Origin of the sequence: Myxococcus sp. AB036A (assembly GCF_006547355.1) — a bacterium.
Classification (GTDB): Bacteria; Myxococcota; Myxococcia; order Myxococcales; family Myxococcaceae; genus Myxococcus; species Myxococcus virescens.
The window spans coordinates 80836-105191 of the sequence record NZ_VHLC01000004.1 but is presented as its reverse complement, the minus strand read 5'-3'; the positions used below and the strand labels follow the sequence as shown (position 1 = coordinate 105191).

11 protein-coding genes are annotated in these 24356 nt (G+C 72.4%); 10 read left to right on the top strand and 1 reads right to left on the bottom strand.

Translation table 11 applies throughout. The features are described 5' to 3' along the window. The first annotated feature begins 36 nt into the window (after nucleotides 1–36). From FL344_RS02910 to FL344_RS02890, 5 genes are all read left to right on the top strand, one after another. Nucleotides 37–5553 (top strand): hypothetical protein, encoded by a 5517-nt coding sequence (locus tag FL344_RS02910; protein WP_228564734.1) that lies wholly within the window; start codon nucleotides 37–39, stop codon nucleotides 5551–5553. A gap of 41 nt (nucleotides 5554–5594) precedes the next feature. After that, nucleotides 5595–6449, top strand: a complete 855-nt coding sequence (locus FL344_RS02905; RefSeq protein WP_141617429.1) for a CHAP domain-containing protein — start codon at nucleotides 5595–5597, stop codon at nucleotides 6447–6449. Between the two features lie 68 nt (nucleotides 6450–6517). Further along, nucleotides 6518–6922, top strand: coding sequence for a hypothetical protein (locus FL344_RS02900; protein WP_228564733.1), 405 nt, complete (start codon nucleotides 6518–6520; stop codon nucleotides 6920–6922). A gap of 63 nt (nucleotides 6923–6985) precedes the next feature. Beyond that, nucleotides 6986–8272, top strand: coding sequence for a hypothetical protein (locus FL344_RS02895; protein ID WP_141617427.1), 1287 nt, complete (start codon nucleotides 6986–6988; stop codon nucleotides 8270–8272). Next, a complete protein-coding gene (locus FL344_RS02890) occupies nucleotides 8269–8631 on the top strand; it encodes a DUF2019 domain-containing protein (protein ID WP_141617426.1) in 363 nt (120 codons plus the stop codon). Before FL344_RS02895 ends, FL344_RS02890 begins: the two co-directional genes overlap by 4 nt. 124 nt (nucleotides 8632–8755) lie before the next feature. On the opposite strand, the gene FL344_RS02885 is transcribed toward FL344_RS02890, so the two are convergent. Beyond that, nucleotides 8756–11179 carry a protein kinase gene (locus FL344_RS02885; RefSeq protein WP_255508164.1) on the bottom strand — a complete coding sequence of 808 codons (2424 nt, stop codon included), beginning with the start codon at nucleotides 11177–11179 and terminating at the stop codon, nucleotides 8756–8758. Nucleotides 11180–11402: 223 nt separating this feature from the next. On the opposite strand from FL344_RS02885, the gene FL344_RS02880 reads away from it, so the two are divergent. From FL344_RS02880 to FL344_RS02860, 5 genes are all read left to right on the top strand, one after another. Beyond that, nucleotides 11403–20951, top strand: a complete 9549-nt coding sequence (locus FL344_RS02880) for a flagellar hook-length control protein FliK (protein WP_141617424.1) — start codon at nucleotides 11403–11405, stop codon at nucleotides 20949–20951. A 20-nt stretch (nucleotides 20952–20971) separates the two neighbouring features. Then, nucleotides 20972–21577: a hypothetical protein gene (locus tag FL344_RS02875; protein ID WP_090488521.1), complete on the top strand. Its 606-nt coding sequence runs from the start codon at nucleotides 20972–20974 to the stop codon at nucleotides 21575–21577. Then, nucleotides 21577–22269 (top strand): 7-cyano-7-deazaguanine synthase QueC, encoded by a 693-nt coding sequence (gene queC / locus FL344_RS02870; protein ID WP_141589308.1) that lies wholly within the window; start codon nucleotides 21577–21579, stop codon nucleotides 22267–22269. Before FL344_RS02875 ends, queC begins: the two co-directional genes overlap by 1 nt. After that, the gene (ddpX, locus tag FL344_RS02865; RefSeq protein WP_141617423.1) at nucleotides 22266–22922 is read left to right on the top strand and encodes a D-alanyl-D-alanine dipeptidase; all 657 of its coding nucleotides are present in this window, start codon (nucleotides 22266–22268) and stop codon (nucleotides 22920–22922) included. The genes queC and ddpX overlap by 4 nt, the downstream gene beginning before the upstream one ends. A 98-nt stretch (nucleotides 22923–23020) precedes the next feature. After that, complete coding sequence (locus FL344_RS02860) at nucleotides 23021–24352, top strand: von Willebrand factor type A domain-containing protein (RefSeq protein ID WP_228564732.1); 1332 nt, start codon at nucleotides 23021–23023, stop codon at nucleotides 24350–24352. Nucleotides 24353–24356: the final 4 nt, after the last annotated feature.

Here is a 24356-nt window from a genome sequence, read left to right as displayed (position 1 = left end):
TCTTGGATGGCATGTTCGTTGTATCGAGGGGGATGCATGTACTGCGCTGACTGCCGCGAAGAGCGGCGTGGCAAGGACTTGTGGTGCGCGCTGTGTGGCGCTCGGATGACGGGGCGCTCGCGTGAGGTCATCGAAGCAGAGCTCACGCACGTTCAATTCCTGCTCGATGAGCTGACGCGGTGGGAGTCGTCCGAGGTTCCTCCCAACGTCCGGCGCTTCATCTCGGAGCGGTATGAGCGGCAGGCTCGCATCCTCCTCGCGGTCTTGACGGAGCTGCCTCCAGCGGGCTCAGCGGAGGCGGCCACCGTCGTAGCTCCGGCGCATGCGGATGCCGCGACGTCCGTTCCCGCGGTGTTGATGCAGGAGCCTCCCGCGCCGCAGGAGGCGGCTTCGGTACAACCGGAGGTCGAGGCGACTCCGGCCGTGGAGGCTCCGGGCCTTACCGAGGAGCCACGCCAGGCCGATGCGTCCGCTCCGTCGGAGCCGGAGGACGTCGCGGCGCCGTCGCACCCGTCCGAGCCGGAGGCCGATGCCGGAGTGGACGCTGCGCCCGAGGCTGTGCAGTCGGATGATTCGCGCCCCGAGGCCCCGCCTGTCTGGATGCCGCTGCCCGCGAATCCGGCGGAGCCCTACGCGGAGCCGCCACCGGCGCGAAGCCTCACCGCGCGCCTCGTCGAGGAGACCTCCACCTGGAACCGGGTGTGGAGGCCGTTCCTCTACGAGAGCCTCATGTGGTTCGTCGGGGCCTTCCTCATCCTCTCCAGTGCCCTCTACCTCGTGTTCGAGAGTTGGGTGGGGATGTCGTCCGGCTTCCGCTCGCTCACCGTGTTCGGGCTGACGGCGAGTTGCTCCGCAGGCTTCACCGGTTGGGGCGCGTACCTCGCCAGGCGCGAGGCGTTACGCAAGCCTGGGTACATCCTGGGGCTCATCGGTACAGCCGTGGCTCCGCTCGCCGGTATCGCACTGGGGCCCATGGGCTTGGGGGACGTCTTCCAACTGGGAGGCGTCGGCACGGTGTGGCTCATTCCCGCGCTGCTGGCATGGGCGGGAGTGGCGGCCTTCCTGGCGCGCAAGCCGCTGGAGGCCTTCGATTCCTCGTCCCGTCCCTTCATCCAACTGGCGCTGGTGGCCAGTACCTTGATGATGGGGTTGGCGCCGCTCGCCGCGCGACTGGGCGGCCTGGCGCTGTGGCTCAACGTCCTGCCGTGTGCGCTCTTCTTCCTCTTGTCCTCGCGTCCGCCACCAGCGCCGCGTGAGGGCACCGCGCTCGCTTTCGTCCTCGCCGCGCCGCTGTACCTGCTGCTGCTCTATTTCACGCGCTTGCACATCGCGCTGGCGGGCGCGGACGTGGCGGTCTCCGTTGGCACCTATGCCCCGTTCGGCGCCTTTCTCCTGGCCACCGCGTTGCGCTTCCGCACCCTGGATGCCGAGCGGGGCGCGGATTCGCTGTCCATTGGCGCGGTGTCACTCCAAGCCACCTGCCTCATCGTCGCGGTGCCGGCTCCGGGGCCAGCGCTCTTTGTCACGGCGGCCGTCGTCTCGTGGACGTTGCTGTCGCTGTCGCGCGGCGGCGTCGCCCGCATCCGGTGGATCTACGCGGCCTATGCGAGCACGTACGTCGCCTATGTCTCCTTCTCCCAGCTCATCCCCGGGCCGGCGCGACGCATCATCAATGCGGTGAAGGCCTGGTTCGGTTACGTCACCGAGCCGCTGCCCCTTCAGTTCGGAGCGCTGTCCGCGTTGCCCTTCATCTTCGCGGGCGCGGTGTTCGCCGTCTCGCGGCTGTGGCGAGGTCAGCGTACAGGCAATGCACGGGACCTCGCGCTGGCGGAGGTGCTGCTGCGAGCTACCGCGGTGGCGAGCCCGCTCTTCGTCTTCTTGGGCCTGTCGGGACCGGACGCTCGGCCCTCCTTCTGGAGCGCGCTGGCGCTGGCGGTGCTGTGTCTCGTCCTGGGCCTGCTGGTGGAGCGCTTCTTCCTGACGGTGGTGGGGGCGGGGCTGTCGCTGTTCCTTCCCTTCCAGGCCTACGCCGTCCTGGGGGCATCCGGCGGCGCGGTCGCGTCGGGGGGGCTGGCCCTCGTGCTCGCCGCGGTGAGCATGGTGTGCACCGCGCGCACGCGTGGGTTGCTGGGCGCCGTCGTGGGCGTGGTGGCCACTGCGGGGTTCCTCATGGGCCTGATTGCCGGTGACGGCTTCACGGCCGTGACGGGCATGGCCCTGTGTGGCGCCGCCGCGGTGCTTGTCGCCTGGGTGCTCCAGCGTGCCTCCCTCATGGCGCTGGCGTCCGTGCTGGCGGCGGCCGTGCTTCCACGCCTGGCGGGAGAGCTCTCGTCCTCGGCGGTGGCGCCCACGCTCGCGGCGGTGGCGCTCGGGCTCTCGTGGCTGGGGATGCGGGGTGGGCTGGCGAGGTGGCTGGGGCTGCCGGGCGTCTTCTACGCGGTGCTCGCGATTCCCTGGGGCGTGCTGGCCCAGGTGCCGGGGCTGGCCGGCGTCATCCTGGTGTCCGCGGGCGCGGTGGCCGTGGCGTCGCGGACCTTCCCGGTGGTGCGTCCGCTCGCCGTGCTCATGTCGGCCCTGGCGCTGGTGCACGACATCCCGGGTCTCTATTCGCCATGGGGTGGATGGATGTCGCCGGGCCTGTCCGTGGCGCTGTTCTGCTGCTGGGCCCTGGGGGCTTCCGTCGCCGCGGCGCGGTGGGGCCGAGGCATCAGCGCGACGGTCGCCGGGCTCATCGCGCTCGTCTTCCCGCTGACGGCCCTGCTGGGCGCGCGTTCGTCGGAGCAGGCGCCCCTTTTGCTGGGGGCAGCGCTCGCGGCGCTGCTCACCGCGCGCGTACTGCCCGCGGGGCTGAGTGTCGCCGTGGCCGCGCTCTATGCGCTCACCGCGACGTTCAGTTTCGGCGCCGTGCCGTTGTTGTGCCTCGCCGGGGTGTTGAGTCTCCTGGCCGTGCTGGAGGAGGTCCCCGCGGTCTTGCGCGTGGGGACGGGCGGTCACCGCTTCGCCCTGGCGGCGACGTTGTCCGCCGCCGTGGTGCTGGGCGTCGCGGTGGTGAAGTGGGACGACGCGGGGCTGCCGTTGCTGCTCGTGGGTACCTGCGTGCTGCCCCTGCTCTGGACGCGAGCCAGTCGTCAGCCGTTCTTCGCGTCGCTCGCTGTCCCGTATTCCTTCGTGGGCATCGTGGTGGTGGGAGGCGAGCTGCCCTCGTGGGTTCAGGCGCTTCCGCTGCTGAGCCTGGCGCTGGTGCGTGTCGTGGCGCACGTCCCCGCCGCGGCTTCGTTGCTGTTGCGCTCACGTGAGGAGGCGCCTCGCCAGGCGCTGTCATCGTGGATGCAGGGATGGCTCGCCGTGGTGGCCCTGCCCGTGCTCCTCGTCGCGCTCAGGCCGTACCATGTCCCGACGTCGCTCTATGTGCTGTCGGCGTCCCTGGCGCTGATGCCTGGGCCGCGTCCGGTCTTGCGCGTGTGCGGCTCCGCGCTGGCCCTCCTCTTCTTCCTGGAGGCACGTCCCATCGTCATTGGCCTGCTGCTCGCGCTGGCCATCGCGGAGAGTCATGGGCCCGCTCGCATGTGGGCGTTCTTCCGGAGCGCGCCGGACACGGCACTGCGGCCCGGCGCCGTCATCACGGCGCTCATCCTCGCGACGCTGCCCACCCTCTATTCGCCCACGCCGTCTCATCTGGCCACGCTGGCGGGCGTGTTGGCGCTGGCCGCGTTCCTGCTGTCTCGGCGGTGGCTGCTGGCTCCCGCTATCTGGGCGTTGGCGTTGGCGCCCATGGGCGCGGTCAGAGTGAACGAGTTGTTCGAGCGGGGGCTCGACGCGGGCCTGTCCGTCATCGCCGTGGTGTTGGGCGCGGCCGTGGCGTCCGCCGTGCTCCAGTCCGGAGGCCTCCAACGCGCGCTCACCGAGACCTTCGCGAAGGTGTTGCCTCCGCTGGAGGACACCTGGAGCGAGCCGCTGTGGGTGGGCAGCGCCGGTGCGTTGGGCGCGCTGCTGCTGGAGCGTTTGCTCCTGTCTGGCCCTGGCTCGCTGCCCCTGCCGGTGGCGGTGGGCGCCGCGGTGACGGCGTGTGTGTTGATGGTGGCGAGGGAGCGGTGGATGGCCAACGTGGCCACCGCGTTGCTGGGGGCCTCGCTCGTTGCCGCCGTGGACCCGCTGTGGGTGCCGGCTGTCCTCAGTGGAACAGGGCTGGCGCTGTGCCTCATCGGGTCGCTCGTGGACGCTCGCGGTGTGCGCGTGGGCGCCTCGCTGCACCATGGCGGCTGGGTGCTGACGCTGCTGTCGCTCGCGGGCTTGCGCGAACTGGAGCACGTGGGCACCCCGCTGACGTTCCTCTTCGGCGTGGGCGCGGCGTGGGCCGTGGTGTGGCGGCGTCGCGAGCGCGAGGTGGTGGGGTGGCTGGCCTCGCTCGCCGCCGTGCACGGATGGCTGCTGTACCTGGGCGCGGTGTACTCCAGCGGCCGAGGCGCGGCGTTCATCCTGCCGTACCTCGGAGCGGCCAGCGCGCTGTTGGCGGCCCTCTCGCTCTTCGTGGCCAGCAAGTCGCGGCGCCGGAGCGTGGGGCATGGCTTCGCCGGGGTGGCGCTCTTCGAGGTGATGGCGGGGCTGGCGCTCGTGGACGCGTCGCTGGGCGCGCTCCGCGAGGGACTGGTGGCGAGCGTGGCGCTGGGCGTGCTGCTCTTCGCCCTGGTTCGCCGCGCGGCCACGGAGAAGGAAGAGGCGTCCGCCTACATGGCGCAGGTGGTGCTCGCGCTGGGCTATCTCTCCATCCGCATGCTGGGAATGGGGGCGCACCCGGGCCCCGGCGACAGCCTGGCGGCCCTGGTGGGCGGTGCGCTGTTCACCGGCCTCTACTTCTTCGTGCAGCGCGAGGGTTCCTCCCTGGCGTGTTTCCGACGGCCCGCCTTGTTGGGTGCATACCTCTTCCCGCTGGCGGGGTTGCTCTCCGCACCCTGGGGCGAGCCCCTTCACGTGGCGGCGTTGATGGTGGGGTATGCCGCTCACTTCGCCGCGCTGGCCACGCACCCGCGGCACCGGGGTCTGGCGTCGCTGACGTCGGTGGTGGCGTTCAACGCGGCGCTGCTGCTGGTGTGGCAGGGGACGGGCGCGGGAGAGGCGCAGTTCTACGTCATCCCCGCGGGGCTCTCCCTGCTCGCGTTGCTGCGCGTGTTCCGCGAGGCCATCGAGGCGGAGACCTATGCCCGTTTGCGTGCGCTGGCCGTCACCGCCATCTACGTGGCGGGTGCCTGGAAGCCGCTCATGTTCACTGATGGCGGTTCGATGCTCCTGTGCGTCACGCTCTGTGTGGTGGGCGTGGCGTGTGGCATCGCGCTGCGCATTCGCTCCTATATGTATCTGGGCACGGCGTTCCTGGTGACGTGCATCGCCGCCAACCTGGTGCGCTTCGGCATGCGGGACCACCGGATTGCCGCGGCCTCACTGTTCGTCCTGGGACTGTTGGTCATTGGTTCCATGGTGATGCTCAGTGCGCATCGCGCGGCGCTGCTCCAGAGGTATGCACGGGTGCGAGCCATGCTCGCGACCTGGGAGGGCTGACACCGGGAGTTCTTGGCGGACGGCCTGGGAGGTGGTCTTGAATGCGGCCCCTCATGTCGCTCCGCCTTCCACTCCTTGCCGTCTTCCCCCTCAGCGTGCTCGTGGGGTGTGCCACCGTGAAGCCACGCCCCACGGAGCCCGTCGCCACGACGGAAGCGGTGACGGTGGCCGCGCCAGGAGGCCTCGCGGCGCCGGTGCCGGTGCCCGTCACGGCGGTGGAGCTGGGGACCGCCGAAGCGGCGCCCACGGGGGTGGCGACGCAGTGGGTGAGCGCGGGCGTGCTGGAGGCCACGCTGCGAGCGGCCGAGCAGGTGACGGGGCCCGCCAGCACCACCGGCCGGTTCTGGGACGTGGTGCTCGCGCCCACGCAGATGTCGCGCTCCATCGTTCAGCGCTCCCTCCAGCTCGTGGGCATGCGCAGCCTGCGCCGAGTCAGCCGCGGCGTCCCGGATGACTGCTCCGGCTTCGTGCGCCTGGCGTACCGCTCCGCTGGCATCGACCTGGTGGCGCACGGTTTTCGCGCGGGAGAGAACGCCGTCTCCGCCATCTTCCGCCGCGCGGTGGATGTCGGCTCTGTCCACCACCAGCCGCCGCGTCCCGGAGACCTCGTCTTCTTCCGTGAGACGTATGACCGCAACCGCGATGGCCGCCGCAACGACGGGATGACACACATTGGTGTGGTGGAGGCCGTGGATGCCCATGGCACCGTCACCTTCATCCACCGGGGCGGCAAGGGCGTCGCGCGAGGCCGGCTGAACCTGTCCTTCCCGTCGAGGCACCAGCTGGAGCAGGGCGGGCCCGTGGTCAACGACTACATCCGTCCCGCCGCGAAGGGCTCGCGGGCCTATCTTGCGGGCGAGCTGTTCGCGGCCTTCGCGTCGCCTGAAGGGCTGTAACTTTCCAGTGTCTGGCTCATACCCTGAGTGGCTTTGAAGATGGGCCGCGCTGATGCGTCATGGGTGGCATGCGACTCGCCCTTGTCATTGGCTGTCTGCTGCTCGCTTCGGGTTGTGTCCTGCACACCCGCTCACCCTCTCCGCGTCCACCGCCTCCTCCGCATCGTCCGGTGGCGATGACGTACAGGGAAGCGGTGGACCTGGGCTTCAACCAATGCCGCTCGCGTGGCTATGAGTGCCGCCTGAAGGACGCGGACCGCAAGGGGCGGGACGTGTGGCGGGTGAAGTTCCATGCCTCCACGCGGAGGGCGAAGGGCCACCTGCACCTGGACTTCGATGCGTACTCGCGCAGCCTCCTGCGGGTGGATGAGAAGGTGAAGGCCCGCCGACATGACTGGGACGACGACGACGATGACGACCGGCGCGGGCGCGGGCGCGGCAAGAAGAAGGGGCACGCACGGCGGGATGACTGATAGCGGGGACACCGACACGGCCTTTCCGTAGCCTGGAGCCTTCCTCGCGCTGGAAGGCGTCTCATGGCAACTCGTCTGGGCGTCACGGTCCTGCTCTTCGCCCTCCTCGCTGCGTGCTCCACCCCGCGTGCCATCCGCCTCGACACGGGGCAGGGCCCGCCCCTGGAGTACAGGCCGTCCTCCTCGGACAAGTCCGTGAAGGTGGACGCAGAAGCATTCGAGGAGGCGCTGGCGCGGCTGGTGCTGGAGGTGCCCCTTGCGCTCCGTGCTCCCCAGCAAGGCTTGCTGGTGCGCGCCTCCCACCCCGGAAACAGTGCTGACGCCCGCTGGCAGCGTCTGATGCGCAAGAGCTTTGGCGGCCTCTGCGAGCCCGGTCAGCGCAGGGGGCACTGCCTCTCCCTGCTCGACATCGGGCCTGGCCTGGGCGAGTGGGACAAGCTGGGTGTGGCCCTGGGCCTGTCGCTGGAGCCCCTCAAGGAGAGCATCGCCCGGGCAGTGGAGAAGACCCTGGCACCCCAGCTCTTCTTCACTGTCATCGCGACGGGGCTCGTCACCTGGGTCGTGCTGGCGGCCAATCCCGAGCCGGTGTTCACCAAGGCGGCGGCCATCGTCTCGGCGGTCCTGCTCATCTACCTGGGCGTGGAGACGTTCCTGGAGGTGGTGGACGCGAGCCGGGAGCTGAAGCGGGCCACGGACAGGGCGAAGACGTGGGTTGAACTGGAGCAGGCGGGGCATCGCTTCGCCAACCGGGTGGGCCCGGAGGTGGCGCGCGTCTTCGTGCTCGCGGTCACCGTGGTGGTGAGTCATGGCATGACTGGGGGCGCCGCGTGGCTGGCCTCGCGGCTGTCGATGTTGCCCAGCTTCACGGAGGCTGCGGCGGCCGGGGCCTCACGGGTAGGCATCAGCCTTACGAACGTCGGACAGGTGAGTGCGGTAGCCGTTGAAGGAAGCACCGTCGTCGTCTCCCTGCCCGTTACGGCGGTCGCCATGACGGCCCAGGGCTTGAGCGGCGCCGCAGCGGGAGTCAGTCCTGCCGGCTTCAGGTTCTGGGGCTCGTTCAGCGGCCTCAAGAGTGCCTTGGGCTCGGCGGGACCCGGCAAGAACTGGCACCACATCGTCGAGCAGACACCGGGCAACGTGGAGCGATTCGGTCCTCACGCCCTTCACAACACCGAGAACGTGATCGCCATCGACGAAGGGATTCACCGGCAAATCAGCGCGTATTACTCGTCGAAAGATCCTCTCCTCTCTGGTGGACAAACCGTGCGGCAGTGGCTGAGTGGTCAGCCCTTCCAGACTCAGCGCGAGTTCGGCTTGAAGATCCTCCAGGACTACGGAGTCGTTCCATGAGCATGCGCAACATCCAAGGGGCGAGCATCGATGACCTCGTCCAAGAGTACGAGCAGGCGGCGGTAGCCTACGGACAGGCGCTGGCCGCTGCGAATCATCGTGCTGCCAATCGGGCTCACGACAGGATTGCAAGTGCCTACCGTGAACTCCGGAGTCGAGCGGCGGCCCCCCATCTCCTCCCGCTGTTGAAGAGCGAGGATGAGAATGTCCGTTCCTGTGCTGCTGCACACGCGCTTGAGTTCGCTCCAGAGCAGGGGGCGCCTGTTCTGTTGGAGTTTGCTGCCCGTCCAGGGCGTATCCGGACACGAGCGGAGTACGCGCTCAAGGCGTGGCGCGAGGGCACACTCAAGTTTCCGTGAACCCCATCAATTTGAGCATCACCCGAGGGCCGAGAGGCCCTTCAAGGGGTAGGAAACCGCCGCTTTATCCAACTGAGCTAGGAGGGAGTCATCCCACTGGCCCTCACCTCAAGGACTGCCGGAGTCAGTCGCTCTTCTGCTTGAGTGACTTGATGGCAATCGCCGCTGCTTCGTGGCCGCAGTCCTTGCTGCCCAGGAGGCCCTTCGCCTTGGGGAGCGCGGTGACGCGCTCCAGTGCGGGGATGGCATCCGCGTCACCCAGGCCCGCGAGACGGTTGGCGGCCTGGGTGCGGATGTCGCAGTCCGGGGAGTTCAGCGCCTCGCTATAGGCGCGAACCAGGTTCACCCCGTCCGCGGCCTTCATGAACTCCAGGTAGCGCAGCGCGCCCCACTGGCGCAGGGAGTACGCCTCCTCGGCCAGGTCCTCGTAGTGGGCGCGCAAGCGGTCCTTCGGGAACCGGGCCAGGGCATTCCCCAGGACGGTGAGCGGCTCCTTGCCGTAGTCCTCCGCCAGGCCGTCGAGGATGAGCGGCTCCACGTCCTCGAGCTCCTCCTCCTTCAGGTGGCTGAGCGCGGTCCGTTCGCTGATGTGGTGTCCCTTGGCATGGTGCGCCGCCACGCGCGCGCGCTTCAGCGAGGGCAGTTCCTTCTCCTCGTCGGTGGCGGCGTCCATCAGCGCCAGGGCTTCGGTCAGCTTCCCATCCTCCAGCAGCGCGAAGGCCCGGGTGCCGGCGTCGTTGCGGTGGCTCAGCCACGCGGCGCCAGCGCCCAGGAGCACCACCGCGCCGGTGACCAGCGCCGCCTCGCGCCGCCGCTGACGCAGCAGCTCCCCCAGGCCGGTGGGCAGCTTCACGGCCTGGAGCTTCGCCAGCAGGGGCGCGAGCGCGTTGCCCCGGCTGCCTTGCGAGGCGAAGCGGTCTCCAAAGGGCGGGCCCTCCGAGGCGCGCTGGCAGCGGTAGAGCTGGAGTTGCTCGTCTCGGCCGGGGAGGGTGATGGCGCCGCAGGGCTCGGCGGTGACCTCCGCGCGGTTGCGTGCCAGGTTCACCGCTTCGGTGAAGGTGACCTCACCCGCGCTGGCGACATGCTCCACGGCCTCGATGACCTCCATGGGCTCGCCCAGCACGGAGTCCGGCGTGGCGAGCACCTCGCCCGCGTGCAGGCAGACGCGCACGTTGAGGCGGTCCACTTCCGGCACCGTCTGGTTGTGCCGCCACAGCCGATCCTGCATGGCCATGCCGCACAGCACGCCCGCGGTGGGGGAGCGGAACACCACCAGCAACGCGTCCCCGCGCTTCTGGACCAGCCGCCCGTCGTGCTCCTTCACCAGGGGCATCAGCAGCTTGTCGTGCGTCTCCAGCATCCGCGCGTTCTCTTCGTGCGTCTGCCGGCTGGTGCGTTCGGTGAAGCCCTGGATGTCGGTGAGCATCACCGTGAGGTTCTGCGGCTTCACCACCGACGCGTTGCCGCCCGTCACCGCGGCCACGCCGCCGGAGGACTTCAGTCCGAAGGACGCCGTCCCCGTGCGCGGGGAGGCCGCCGGCAGGGCGCCCGAGGCCGAGCCGCCGCTGGAGGCCACACCGAACGCGGCAGTACCACTGCTCGCCTGCGGCGCCGCAGCGGCTCCCGCGAAGGCCGCCGTGCCCGTGGGTCCCGAGCTGTTCCCCGTGGCACTCCCGGTGCCGAACACCGACGTGCCCGAGGAGGGCGTGGCGCCACTTCCCGGCTGCGGGACGTAGGCAGGGGTGCCCAGGCCGGGCGTGAAGGCGGAGAGGGCGGAGTGCGCCGCGGCCAGCGCGTCGGCCAGTTCGTGCGCGCTCTGAGGACGCTTGCTCGCGTCCTTCTCCAGCAGGCGCATCACCAGCGACAGCAGGCCCACATAGCGCGACAGCGAGGGGGCCGCGCGGTCCAGCGGCAGCGGCGCGGCGGAGGCGTGCTGCGACAGGAAGTTGCGCGGCAGGGGCCCGTCGAAGGGGAGCCGTCCGGACAGCACGCGGTAGGTCAGCACGCCGAACGAGTACAGGTCGCTGCGCGTGTCCACCTTCGCGCCCACGGCCTGCTCTGGCGACAGGTACTCCGGCGTGCCCAGCACCACGCCAATCTGGCTGACGCTGCTGGCGGCGTCTGGCTCCACCAACCGGGCGATGCCGAAGTCCAGGAGCCGGGCTTGCTCGCCCCGGGCGCTCTTGGAGATGAAGACGTTCTCCGGCTTCAGGTCGCGGTGGATGATGCCCTTGTCGTGGATGGCGGCCAGGCCCTCCGCCAACTGCTGGAGCAGGGGCAGCGCGCGGCCCGGGGGCATGGGACCCGGCGTGAGCACGTCGTACAGGCTCTCACCTTCGACGAACTCCATGACCAGGCAGGCGTGGTCGCCGGACTCGCCGAAGTCGACGATGCGCACCACGGCCGGGTGCTCCACGGCGGAGAGGAGGCGCGCCTCGCGCTTGAAGCGCTCCGCCATGCCGGCCTGGGCGTGGAGGTCATGGTGCAGGACCTTGATGGCCACCTTGCGGCCCAGGGAGACCTGTTCACCAAGGTAGACCTCACCCATTCCGCCCGAGCCCAGCGGACGGAGAACCCGGAAGCGACCGTCGAGGACAAGGGAGTCAGGGGCCAGCACGCGGGGCGCATCTTGTCCGACTTCGGTCCAGCGTGCAGCCCGTTCCTTCACCCAGGATTCGGGGAGCCATCACGTCTCGTTGCTTGCCCCACAAGCGGGGGTTTGCCAGAAATTTCGAGGGCTTGGACCCCGTGCTAACGTCCCTGCTCCCGCGATGGCTACCGAAAGCGATTCTCCTAAGCCCGCCACGGCGCTGGATGCGCGCGCCGCCGCCCCCGAATTGCGCCTGCTGGACCGCAGGGCGTTCGTGGGTTTCCCGGCGCTGGAGGTCCTGCCGGGACTGCGCATCTCCGACTTCGCGCTCCAGATTCCGGACGTCAGCTTCCCCTTCAACGTCAGCGCCGGCGCCACGCGCTACCAGCGCAAGAAGCTGCACTTCGGCTTCCTCGAGCTGTCCGTCGACGCGGACCTGGTGACGCGCCGGGTGGCGGAGCTGGCCGGGCGTCTGGCCGGCATCGAGGACCTGCGCCTGCACTTCCGGCCCGGCTACCTCGAAGGCCAGGGACGGCTGCCGGCGCCGGAGCACACGCCCTTCACCTTCAAGGTGGCGTTCGACGCGGATGGGGAGCGGCTCGCCGTCTACCTCTACGACGTGCGCCTCTACGGCTTCTCCTCCACGCCGTCCGTGCAGGTGCCGGGGCTCTTGTCCGCGGCCGTGGGCGCGCTGGCGCTGGTGCCGGATGTCGAGGTCCGCGGGGCCACGGGTTTCTCCACGCGCGTGCTGCCCGCGCTGTGCCAACTGGCGGCGGTCAGCCGCGGCTACAAGATGCCGACGCTGGACACCGCGCGCCTGTCGGCCGCGGAGGTCTCCAGCACGGGCCTGCGCCTGCGCTTCTCCGCGGGAGGACTGCCGCCGCCGTCGCCACCGGACGAGGAGCTACTGCTCGCACTGGAAGGTGCGCGCGCCTTCGCGGACGCCGAAGGACTCATCGCGCAGGGCCGGCTGGCCGACGCGCGTCAGGCGTATCTCCAGGCCGGTGATGCGCAGGACGCGCACCCCTTCGCCGCCGAGCGGCTGCTGTCGCTAATGGTGGCGGACCCGCAGGCGCATGACCTGGCGCTGGACGTGGCGGCGACGCTGCAACGCCGCAGGGACCGCAGCCCCGCGTCGCTCTGGGGCGAGGCCGTAGTGCGCGAGCGCCGGGGCGAAGGTGCCCGCGCCGCCGAGCGCTACCTGGCGCTGTGCGCGCTCGCGCGCCGGACCTCGGAGGAGGCCGCGGCCTTCTTCGCCGCCGAGGCCGCCGCCCGCTGCTCGCGCGACACCGCGCCCCAGGTGGCGGTGAAGGCGCTTCATGAGCTGCTGGGGCTCAAGCCCGACCACCTGCCTTCGCTCAAGGCGCTGGCGCGTGCGTCCGACCAGGCCCGTGACAGGGCGGGCGCGGTGCGGGCCTATCGCCGGTTGGCGGCGCTCGCTCGCGACCCGGCCGAGGCCGCCGATGCGCACGTGCACCTGGCCCGGCTGTGCGCGCAGACGGAAGACGACATCGCCGGCGCGCGCCTGCACTGCGAGGCCGCGCTGCGGCTGGCGCCAGACCATCCGGACGCGCTGCTGCTGCTCGGCGAGCTGTGCCACCGCGGCGGTGAGCACCTGCGCGCGCTCAAGGCCCTGGACCGTCTGCGTGAGGTGGCCATGGGCCGCCACGAACTGGACCGGGTGGGCCATGCCGACCTGATGGCCGGCCGCGTGTGGGACGAAGGCCTGAAGCAGCCGGAGAACGCGCTGCTGCGCTTCCGTGAGGCGGTGTCGCTGCTGCCCGGTGAGCCGGAGCCGCTGTTCGCCGCCGCCCGGGTGGCGGAGGGGCTGGGCCGGTTGCAGGAGGCGCTCGCGGGCTACCAGCAGGCGCTGGAGCTGGCGGGGCCGGCGCCGCGCTCGGAAGGGGTGCGGCACGCCGCGCACGCCAGCCACCACGCCCTGGCGCGGCTGTACCGCACGCGGCTGGGTGACCCGGCGCGCGCGCGGGAGCACCTGGAGTCCGCGCTGGCGTTGGATCCGCGCGACTCGGTGGCGCTGGAGGAGCTGATTCCGTACTTCCGCGCCACCGGCCGCTCGCAGGAGCTGGCGGAGGCGTTGGAGAAGGCCGCGGCGCTCCAGGACGCCCCTGGCAAGCGCGCGGCGGCCTGGGCCGAGGCGGGCGAGCTGTACCGGGGCAAGCTGCAACAGCCGGAGAAGGCGGAGCGGTTGCTCCTGCTGGCGTTGGAGGCGGATGGCGACCACCGGCCCGCGCTGGAGTCGTTGCTGGCGCTGGCCGAGGCCCGGCGTGACGGCGCGCTGCTGACGCGGTGCCTGTCTTCGCTGGCGCGGCTCGCCACGGACCTGAAGGAGCGCGCGCAGAAGTACCGCCGGCTCGCGGTGGCCGCGCGCGACCTGGCCTTCGATTTGGACCTGGCCGTTCACGCGCTCCAGGAAGTGCTGCGCGCCGAGCCGGATGACCTGCCCGCGCTGGGCGAGCTGTGCGCGTTGCAGCGCAAGCGCGCCGACATGGCGGGGCTCGCCGACGCGCTGGAGGTGCGCGCGCGGGTGGCCGAGGCGCAGGGCGACAAGCGGCTGGCCGCGGCGGCGCTGCGTGAGCTGGCCGGAGTGCTGGAGGCCCGGCTGGGCCGCGTGGGTGACGCGCTGGTGGCGCTGGAGAAGGCCGCGCGGCTGGCGCCGGACGCCGCGGTGCTGCTGGACCTGGCGGACCTGTCGCTGCGCTGCGAGCGCCCCGAGCATGCGCGGCGCGCGCTGGAGAGCTTGCTGTCCACGCTGCCTCGCACGGCGGCGCCGGAGAAGCTGGCGGACGTGCGTTCCCGGTTGGGTCGCGCGTGCGAGATGCTGGGGGACCGCGAAGGCGCCATCGCCGCCTACGCGCAGGCCTTCCCGCTGCGCCGGCTGGATGATGCCCTGGCCGCGCGCCTGGAGGCGCTCTACACGGAGGCCGGGGAGTCGCAGGCGCTGGCCGAGCTGTGGGCCAGCCGCGCCCAGGCGCTGATGGGCGCCGACCGCGCCGAGGAGGCCGCGCCGCTGTTCCTCCAGAGCGCTCGCGCGCTGCTCGAGCGAGGCGAGAACGCCGCGGCGCTGATGCGCCTGACGGCCGCGCTGGAGGCGGACCCCGAGGGCCCGCTGGCCGCCGAGGTGTTGGAGTCGCTGGCCGAGCTGGAGCTGGAGCGAGGCGAGAAGCTGGAGGCCGCGCGCCTGTACGCGCGCCGCGCCGCGCTGATGCCCGAAGCCCGCGCTGGCGCGAAGCTGCTGTTCCGCGCCTCGCTGCTCGCCGCGGGGACCAGCCGCGAGGAGGCCTTCCTCGCCGACGCCCTGGAGCGTGACGCGAGCTACGCGCCCGCGCGCCAGCGCCGGGGCGAGCTGCGCCTGCCTACGGATGCACGCGCCGCCTTGGAGGACTTCGAGGCGGTGCTGGCCCTGCCGCCCGCGGACGGCGACGCGCCTCGCGAGAGTGAGCGCGTGGCCCTGACGCGCAAGGCCGCCACCGCGGCGGTGCGCGCGAGCCGCACGGATGCCGCCCGCCGCCTGCTGGCCGAGTACAGCGCCCGCGCGCCGGAAGACCTGGACGCCCGGGTGGAGCTGGCGTCGCTGCACCGCAAGGCGGGGGCGCGCGAGGCCCTGGCGGACCTGCTGGTGGAGTTGTGGCCGCGCCTGTCCGGCGAGCCCCGCCGCGCCGCTCGCCGCGAACTGGCGGAGCTGTCGCTGGGCCTGGGGCGCGCCACCACCGCGGTGGACGCGCTGCGCAGCCTGCGCCTGGAGGAACCGCAGGACACCTGGGCGGCGCAGTCGCTGCTGGACCTGCTGCCTCCGCCCGGCACCGGCACGCCGGAAGAGGAGACGGAGCGGCTGGAGTTGCTGAGCACACTCGTGGCCGCCGCCTCGGGCGAGGCGCGCGCGGAGTTGCTGGCCCGGCGCGCCGTGCTTCACCGCGCCGCGGGCCGGGTGTCCGCCGCGCGCGACGACTTCTCGGAGGCCGCGAAGGGTTCTCGTCGTCCCGCATCGCTGCTGCTCGCGCTGACGGAGCTGGCGCGCGAGTCGGGCGACGAGGCCGCGGAGCTGGACGTGTGGCGCCGCGCCGTGTCCGCCGACGCCAACCTCGCCACCCGCGCTCGCGAGCGGCTGCTGGCCCTGTCCGCCACGCTGGTGGAGAAGGACGAGCGCGCCCTCGCGCGCGAGGCCCTGGGCGCGGCCATCGGACTGGAGCTGTCCGCGGCGGAGCGGTGTGACGCCTTCTTCTCCCTCGCCGAGCTGGCGCGCCGTGATGGTCAGCCGGAGGACGAGGCCGCCGCGCTCGCCGAGGCGGCCCTCCAGGGACCCGCGCCTCGTCGCGTGGAGGCACTGCTGGCGCGCGCCGCGCTGCTGGAGTCCAGCGGCCGCATGGAGGACGCGGGGCAGAGCCTGGAGGCAGCGCTCGCGCTGGCCCCGCGGCACGCGCAGGCCACCGCCGCGCTCCAGCGCGTGCTGCGGACCCGGGAGGACTGGGCCGCGCTGGCCGAGCTGCTCGCCACCGAGGCCCCCCACGTCGCGCCCGCCGAGGCGGCCGCGATGTACGCCGAGCTGGCCAGCCTCTACCTGGACCGGCTGTCGCAGCCGGTGCCCGCGGAGGCCGCGCTGCGGCAGGCGCTGCGCCTGTCCCCGTCTGACGCCGCCGTTCGCCGTCGCCTCGTCTCGCTGGTGGCGGAGCGTGGGGAGCTGCGTGAGGCCGCGGCGCTGCTGGAGACCGCGGCGGAGAACGCCACCGCGCACGACGCGGCGCTGCTGCTGCGTGAGGGCGCGGGTTACGCGCGCGGCGCACACGACCTGGACAAGGCGCTGAAGCTGGCGCGCAAGGCCCACGCGCTGGTCCCCGCGCAGGGGCCGGAGCTGGCGTCGCTGGCGGAGTTGCTCTACCTGCGCGGCGCCGTCATCGAGGCGCTGCCGCTGCAAGACGCACTCGCCGCCGCCGCGGATTTCCGGAGCGCTCCGGAGGCCGCGGAGTCCGCATGGCTGCGCCTGGCGGAGCTGGCCGAGCAGACCGGAGAGACGAAGCGCGCGGTGGCCGCGTACCGGAAGCTGCTCGTGGAGCGGCCCCTGTGCGAGGCCGCCGTCATGCGTCTGGCCGCGCTGCTGGAGAAGGAGGACCCGCGCGGCGCCTTCGAGGTGCGCGTCACCCACGCGCACGCATTGGCTCCGTCCGAGGACACCGTGCAGCGGCTCGTCGAGCTGTCGGCGCGGGCCCGCGAGGTGCTCGCGGACGCGGGTGTGGCGGCCTCGCTGCTGGCGCGCGCCGCGTCGCTGGCGTCGGAGCCGCTGCCGCTGCGTCGCCGGTTGGCGGCGCTGCACCGGGAGACCGGCCGCACCGTGGAGCTGCTCACCGAGCTGCGCCAGGTGGCCACCCTCAGCCTCGAGGCAGGGGACCCGGACGCGGCGCTCGAGGCCTATCAGGAAGAGGCCCGGCTCGCGGTCGACCTGGGCCGCGCGGACGACGCACTGCGGGCGCTGGCGGATGCGCGCGACTTGCTGGAGGCGCGGGGGCAACAGTCCGAGGCCGCGGCGTGCGAACGCTACCGGGCGAAGCTGCTGCGCGACGTGAAGCTGGACCCCGCCGGCGCCGAGGTCGCGCTGGAGCGCGCCTTTGCCCTGGCCGTGGACCTGGGCACGGCGAAGCTGGGCGCGGCGCTGGCCGAGCGTCGCGACGACGCGGAGGCCGAGGCGCGTTGGCTGGAGCGCGCGCTGCCGCTGCTGGATGACGCGGGCGAGGCCGCGGCCGTGTTGCTGCGGCTGGCGCGGCTGAACCTGGGCGTGCTGTCAGACGTGGCGAAGGCCGAGGAGTTGCTGCGCTCGGCGCTGCGCAAGGACCGGGCGCTGACGGAGGCCGAGGGCCTGCTGGAGAAGCTCCTGGAGAGCGACGGCCGGCTGGCGGAGCTGGCGGCCTGGTACGAGGAGTGCGCGGAAGGCGAGCCCGACGCGGCCCGTCGCGCGGAGCTGTTCCTGCGCGCCGCCGTGCTGTACCGCGACCGGGCAGGGCGCCCGGAGTCCGCCGCCGCGGCCTTCATCGCGGCGCGTGGCGCGCGCCCGGACGACCTGGAGCTCACCGCGCAGGCGGCGGAGCTGCTGCACGAGGTGAAGCGCCACGCGGACGCCGCGGAGTTCGACGCGGTGCTGCTGGAGGCGGACCCGTTCCGCGAGCCCGTCTTCGCTCGGCACCTCGCCTTCCTGGAGGAGGCCGAGGACCATCAGGCACTCGCCGAGCTGATGCTGCGCAGGGCGCAGCGCCAGGAAGCCGCGGGCGCCGCGGAGAGCTACCTGTCCGCCGCCCGTGCCTTCCGCGCGGCCGGTGCCCGCGAGCGGGCGCTGCTGTGCGAGGACCAGGCCTTCGAGCTGAGCCCCGCGAGCGCGGAGGCCTTCGAGCGCGTGCGTGAGCGCGCGGCCGGTGACGTGCGCAGGCTGGCGGACCTGCTGTCCCAGCGCGCCGCGGCCCTGTCCACGTCGGAGGCCCTGCCGCTGCTGCGCGAGCGCGCATCCCGACTGCTGGACGCGGGCGAGGCGCTGCTGGCCGCGGAGGCCTTCGACGAATACCTCTCCCTGGCGGGGGACGACGTCGACGCCCTGTCCGCGCGCGCCGAGCTGGCCGCGAAGGGTGGAGGCCCCGTCGCCGCGCGCCCCTACGACCGCCGCCTGCTGGACGTGGGCGGGGACGCGCTGCCGGTGCCGGTGCGCACGCGGACCTGGCTGCGGTTGGGCCATGCCTCGCTCGGCGCGGGCGCGTTCCACGACGCGGCGGATGCCTTCGAGTCCGTGGTGGCGCTGGAGCCGGAAGGCGAGCGCGGCCGAGAGGCGCTGTCGCTCCTGGCCGAGGTGCACTCGCGCACGGGCAACGCGCCGGGCCTCTACCGGGCGTCGCTCCAACTGGCGCGCCATGCGGAGGACGCCGCCACCGCCGAGGTGCTCTACCGCCGCGCGGCGGACCTCTTCGACGACCCGAAGGACGCCATCGACGCGCTGTTGCCGCTGGCGCGCCTGCGTCCCGCGGATGCGTCCGTCATCGACCGGGCCGTGGCGGGGCTGCACGCCCTGGGACGTCATGGCGACCTGCTGGACGTGTACGCCTCGGGCGCGGAGGCGGCGGGTGGCCGTCGCGCCGCGGAGCTGCTGTTGGCCGCCGCGTCGGTGGCCTCCAGCTCGCTGGCGGATGAAGACGCGGCGTGGACGCTGACCCAGCGCGCTGCGGAGGCCGCGCCGGAGGACCTCACCGCGCTCCAGGCACTGGTGATGGGCCTGCGTCAGCGGGGCGACTCCACGCGGCTGCTGGAGGCGCTGGAGCGGCTGGTGCCGCGCGTCGAGGACGCCGACGAGTCCGCGGTGCTGCGGCTGGAGCTGGCCGCGCTCGCGCGTGACGCGGGCCGCGTGGACGTGGCGCGCGAGGCACTGGAGGAAGTGGCCGCGCGTGGCGCCTCGGGCGCGGGTTACGCGGACGCGCTGGAATCCCTCGAGCCGCTGCTGAAGGACGCCCCCGCCCGTCGCGCCGAGGTGCAGGTGGCGCGCGCGGAGCTGGCCTCGGGCCGCGAGCGGCAGGTGCTGCTGATGGCGGCCGCGCGGGGCTTCGAGGCCGCCGGACAATTGCCGGAGGCGCTGAAGGCGGCGAAGGACGCCGCGTCGGTGGAGCCGGACGTCGACGCCGCCCTGCGGGTGGCCCACCTGTACCGCGCGTCGGGCGAGGCGCCCCGCGCGGCGCGGGCGCTGCTTCAGGCCGCGCGGCTGGCGGCGCCGGAGGAGCGCCCCCCGCTGCTGCTGGAGGCCGCGGGCCTCTGGGAGAAGGCGGGAGAGCACGGTGAGGCGCTGGAGGTGTTCGAGCGCATCGCCACCGAGGCATCGGACATGCTCGCGCCCTCGGAGCTGGCCGAGCGCTTCGGCCGGCTGGGGGCCTTCGCTCGCGCGCTGGAAGTGGGCTTCGCGCCCGCCATGGCCTCGGGCGACCTGACCGACGCGCTGGCCATGGCCGCGCAGGCGGGCGACACGGCGCGCACGCGCGAGGCGCTGTGGGCCCTGGCCGCGCTGGCGGACGCGGACCCCGCGCATGCCTCGGCCCTGGCGGATGGCTTGCGCGCGGAAGGCGACGCGGAAGGGTTGCTGGAGCTCGCGGGCCTGTCCGCCGCGCGTGACGCCGCGTTCGCGGTGGCGCTGCGCGATGAGGTGCTCCGCTCGGCGGCGGCCTCGGTGCTGCCTCGCCTGCGCGCGCTGGAAGAGCTGGCGCCCGAGCCGGGCTTCGCGGCCCGTCTGACGCTGTTGCTGCCCACCCTGGAGAAGCTCCCGGAGGTGCTGGCGGAGGCGGTGCTGACGCAAGTGCATGCGCAGCCGGGCACGGTGCGCGTGGAAGCGCTGGCCATGGCGGCGGACGGCTGGCCCTCGCGGCGCAAGGCGCTCTTGCGCGAGCGTTACGCGCTGGAGCTGGAGCTGGGCCGCTACGAGGCCTGCGTGCGCACGCTGTCGCAGCTGGCAGGCGAAGAGTCGGACGCGGTGGCTCGCGCCGTCCTGCACCTGGAGCGCGGCGAGTTGCTGCTCAGTCCGCTGGAGCAACTGCCCGAGGCGCGCGAGGCCTTCGAACAGGCCCTGAAGGACGACCCCGCGCAGCTCCATTCCCTGCGGCACCTGTTGTCGCTGGTGGACCTGGGCGAGGAGCCCGCTGTCTTCGTGTCGCTGGTGGAGCGGGTGGAGCAGGCCGCGGGCGCGGAGTCCGGCAACACCTACCGCGAGCGGCTGGCGGACGCCTACGAGGCCCTGGGCATGGTGGCGGACGCGGCCGCGCAGCTCGAGCGGCTGCCGGAGACGGACGAACGGCTGGCCCGCCGTGCGAGGTTGGCGGAGGAGCGCGGCCTCACCGGCGAGGCCCTGCGCCTGCGCGAGCGGCTCACCGACGAGCCCGCGGTGCTGGAGGCCATTCTCCGCGGCTACCTGGACGCGCAGTTGGTGTCGCCCGGAGCCCGGCTCGCCGCGCGCCTCTTCGATGCCGGCGAGCTGTCCCCTGAAGTCACCCGCATGGCCGCCGAGCACCTCTCCACGGTGCCCGAGGGCGTGTCCCTGGCCGTCCGCATCTGGCCGCACCTGCTCCGGGAGCACCCGCTGGACGTGGATGGGTGGACGCTCTACGCGGAGGCCCTGCGGGCGCTGGGCCGGACGGAGGACTCGCAGCGCGCGGACGGCGTGGGCGCGGCCCTGTCCTCCAGCGACGCGGCGGCGCCTCAGGCCCCGGTGTCCACGCTGCCGGTGCCCTCGGGCTTCGAGCACCCGGTACCCGCCGGCGCGGTGCCGGTGACGGCCGAGCGCCTGCCCCGGCTCGCCGCGGCGCTTCGTCCCGTCCTGGCCTCGCTGGGCGCGGGCTCGCTGCGACTCGTGGTGGACCCGGTGGGCGGGGTGGAGGCGTACCTGGCCAGCGGCGACGTGCTGGTGCTGGGCGCGGGCGCGCTGTCCTGCTTCGGCGCCTCCGAGCTGAGTTACCTGTGCGCGCTGGCGCTGGCGCTGGGTGAGGACGGCGTCAAGCTGGCCCGTCCCGGTCCGGTGCCGGCCATGGAAGCGGCGGCGGTGGCGGCCTTCCGCGCCGTGCCGGCCTCGCTGGCGGCGGGGCGCGTCCTGGCGCTGCTGGACGCGGAGGTGCGCGGAGGGGACCCGGCGCAGGTGGATGTAGGCGCCGTGCTTGCCCGCGGCGACACCTTCCGGGCGCTGGCCCTTTGCGTGCTGGACGGCGTCTAGCCGTGTAGCGTGACGCCGCCATGCACGTGAAGCGCCTTGCTCTCGCCGCCCTGCCCGTCACGGCCGTCGCCGTGGCGATGGCCTGCTATTCCGAACCGGTGTACCCGGGTGACCAGGTGCTCGGTTCGTTTCGCTTCGAGGCCCGGCTGGATGCCGCGCGCACCACGTGCGACGCCTCGGTGCCGGACTTCGCGCAACTCAACGACGCCGGTGTGTTCCTCTTCGAGGGCACCTTCTCGCGCGACACGGACGCGGGCACGGGCTTCTTCACCGTGCAGGGCTACTCGCGTGACGCGGGCTATGAAGGGCAGGTGGCCACGTCCACGCTGAAGGCCGTCGCGCCCCGCGCGTCCTGTGGCACGGGCTGCGAGGACTCCTCCATCGAGGAGACGCTGCGGGTGACACTCTTCAGCGACAGCCAGGCGCGCAGCCTCAGCCGCGACTGCCGCCAGTTCGACGGCGGCATCCCCGACGGCTCGGTGCCGGGTCCTACGGAGAACGGTTACGACGTGTCGCTGGCGTGCGGCTCCCTCACGGACATCTTCTTGCCGGGGACCCGCAACTGCAATTGCCAGCCGTCCACCTGCACCACGGTGTACACCGTGCAGGGAGAGCGGAGGGATTGATGGTGAAGCGCGCGGTGGTGTTGATTTCGGGCGGCCTGGATTCGACGACGTGCCTGGCCATGGCCAAGGCGAAGGGCTTCGAGCCCGTCTGTCTGGCGGTCGCCTACGGACAGCGGCACGTCGTGGAGCTGGAGCAGGCGAAGAAGGTCGCCGCCGCCATGGGCGTGACGGACTTCCGGGTGGTGTCCATCGACCTGCGGCAGGTGGGCGGCTCCGCGCTGACGGCGGACATCGAGGTGCCCAAGGACCGGCCTTCGGATGAGATGAGCCACGGCATCCCCGTGACGTACGTGCCGGCGCGCAACGCGCTGTTCCTCTCGCTGGCGCTGGGGCTGGCGGAGGTGGTGGGCAGCACGGACATCTACATCGGCGTCAACGCGGTGGACTACAGCGGCTATCCGGACTGCCGCCCGGAGTTCATCCGCTCCTTCGAATCGATGGCCAACCTGGCCACCAAGGCGGGCGTGGAGGGCGCGCGCTTCACCGTGCACGCGCCGCTGTCCGGCCTGTCGAAGGCGGACATCATCCGTGAAGGCGTGAAGCTGGGCGTGGACTACGGCCTGACGCACTCCTGCTACGACCCGGACGCGCAGGGCCGCGCCTGCGGGCGCTGTGACAGCTGCGTGCTGCGCAAGAAGGGCTTCGAGGAAGCCGGCGTGCCGGACCCCACGCGCTACACGGAGTCCGCGTGACGCCGCGCCTCGGCTGGGGCGTGGTGGTGGCGCTGGGCCTGTCGTCCGGGCCCGCGCTGGCCAACGACGCGGGAACGCCGAAGGCCACCGCGACGCCGAAGGCCGCGGCCTCCCTGGTGGACGCCACCACGGTGGTGCCGGACCTGGTCGTGGACCTGCGCTACGCGACGGCGGACAACTTCTTGAAGCGGAAGGTGTACCCGGACACGGCGCGCTGCCTGCTGCTGCCCGAGTCTGCCGAGCGCCTGAAGAAGGCCGCGGACGTGCTGCGCGCCCGGGGCTATCGGCTGAAGGTGTACGACTGCTACCGGCCGCGCGCGGTGCAGTACCAGATGTGGGAAATCATGCCGGTGCCCGGCTACGTCGCCAACCCGCGCACCGGCTCCAACCACAACCGGGGCGGGGCGGTGGACCTCACGCTGACGACGCTGGAGGGCCAGGAGGTGGAGATGCCCACCCCCTTCGACACCTTCACACGCGCCGCGCACCATGGGTACGAGGGCGGCACCGAGGCGTCGCGCAAGCACCGCGAAATCCTGCGCGAGGCCATGGAAGGCGTGGGCTTCAAGCGCAACCGCATGGAGTGGTGGCACTACGACCTGCCGGACGCGAAGAAGCGCCCCGTGCTGGACGTGCCCTTCTCCCCGCCATGACATGATGAAACCATGATGAACGGAGGGCCCGCCTGCGGCACGCTGCAGGCACCTCCCCAGGGTGGTCACGGCGTGCGTGGCCCGGGATGGCACCCACGATGAAGCCCACCCTCTGCAATGCCCTCTGTGTCGTCCTCCTGCTGCTGTCCGCGCCTGCGCTGGCGGCCGGGGGACTCTCCGGCACCGTCGTGCGTGCCAGCGACAAAAGCCCCATCCCGGAGGTGCGCGTCACCGCGACCTCACCCGCGCTGCCGGAGCCCCGCTCCACGGTGACGGACGCGCAGGGCGGCTTCCGCTTTCCCCAACTGGAGGATGGCGTCTACTCACTCCGCTTCGAGAAGGAGTCCTTCCAGGCGCTCATCCGGACGGACATCACGGTGAAGGCCGGCCATGAGCCCCGCGTGGACGTGGCGCTCGCCGCGGCGTTGCTGACGCGCCCCTCCGTGCTGGCCCCCGCGCCGGTGGATGATGACCGGGAGCGGGCACCCGCCTGGACGTTGCAGCACCTGCCCGTGCTCGTGCCGGATGGGGCGTGGCAGACCGTCTATCGCGCGTCGCTGGGGAAGCCGGGCTCCGGCGTCGAGACGCGGGGCTTTGGGGTGAACCCCACCATCGACACGGAGGAGTCGCGCGTCTCGGAGTTCCCCGTGGCCGTGGACACCAGCGCCTACGCGGTGGCACGCGACTACCTGTCTCGTGACGTCTTCCCCGCGGAAGGCGCGGTGCGGACGGAGGCCTTCATCAACAGCTTCGGCACCGGGGACGAAGGCGAGCCGTACGGCCCCTTCTTGCTCTACGTCGAGGGTTTCCCTTCGCCCAGCCGCAAGGGCTATCACGTGGTGCGAATCACCGTGAAGGCCCGCGAGCCGGTGCGCGAGGTCGGCGTCCAGGTGGAGTTCAACCGGAAGGCCATCGCCCGCTACCGGCTGCTGGGCTACGAGTACCTGTCTCCGAACCCGGAGCCGCCCGACCCAGGCGACGAGACGGAGCTGTTTCCACTGGCCGCCGGCCAATCCGTCACCGCCATCCACGAGGTGAAGGTGCACGGGCCCTCCATCGCCTTCGGGATGCTCCGGGTGCGCTACGAGCAGGGCAACTCGAGCAACTGGCGCCGCGTGCAGATGATGATGCCCTCCAGCACGTTGCGCTCCGACTATGCCCGCGCCGCCCCATCCTCGCGCCTGGCCTACGTGGCCTCCGCGTTCGCGGAGAAGTTGCGAGGCTCCTTCTGGACGCGCGCCCTGGACTGGCCCCGGCTGCTGACGCTGTGGGAAGGCATCGGCGAGCCGCTGCGAGCCCGAAAGGACGTGGCGCAGTTGGGGGCGCTCATCCGCAAGGCCCAGTCGCTAGACACGCGCAAGGAGCGCTTCGAGCGTCTCATGCCCGGCGGAAGCTCGGACTTCGACGACGTGCCCTCTCTGGGCAACTGAGCCG

Bases quoted from the DNA above. Each gene is read 5' to 3' on its own strand.
- FL344_RS02910 (WP_228564734.1), top strand. From the start codon at position 37: ATGTACTGCGCTGACTGCCGCGAAGAGCGGCGTGGCAAGGACTTGTGG.
- FL344_RS02905 (WP_141617429.1), top strand. From the start codon at position 5,595: ATGCGGCCCCTCATGTCGCTCCGCCTTCCACTCCTTGCCGTCTTCCCC.
- FL344_RS02900 (WP_228564733.1), top strand. From the start codon at position 6,518: ATGCGACTCGCCCTTGTCATTGGCTGTCTGCTGCTCGCTTCGGGTTGT.
- FL344_RS02895 (WP_141617427.1), top strand. From the start codon at position 6,986: ATGGCAACTCGTCTGGGCGTCACGGTCCTGCTCTTCGCCCTCCTCGCT.
- FL344_RS02890 (WP_141617426.1), top strand. From the start codon at position 8,269: ATGAGCATGCGCAACATCCAAGGGGCGAGCATCGATGACCTCGTCCAA.
- FL344_RS02885 (WP_255508164.1), bottom strand. From the start codon at position 11,179: ATGGGTGAGGTCTACCTTGGTGAACAGGTCTCCCTGGGCCGCAAGGTG.
- FL344_RS02880 (WP_141617424.1), top strand. From the start codon at position 11,403: ATGGCTACCGAAAGCGATTCTCCTAAGCCCGCCACGGCGCTGGATGCG.
- FL344_RS02875 (WP_090488521.1), top strand. From the start codon at position 20,972: ATGCACGTGAAGCGCCTTGCTCTCGCCGCCCTGCCCGTCACGGCCGTC.
- queC (WP_141589308.1), top strand. From the start codon at position 21,577: ATGGTGAAGCGCGCGGTGGTGTTGATTTCGGGCGGCCTGGATTCGACG.
- FL344_RS02860 (WP_228564732.1), top strand. From the start codon at position 23,021: ATGAAGCCCACCCTCTGCAATGCCCTCTGTGTCGTCCTCCTGCTGCTG.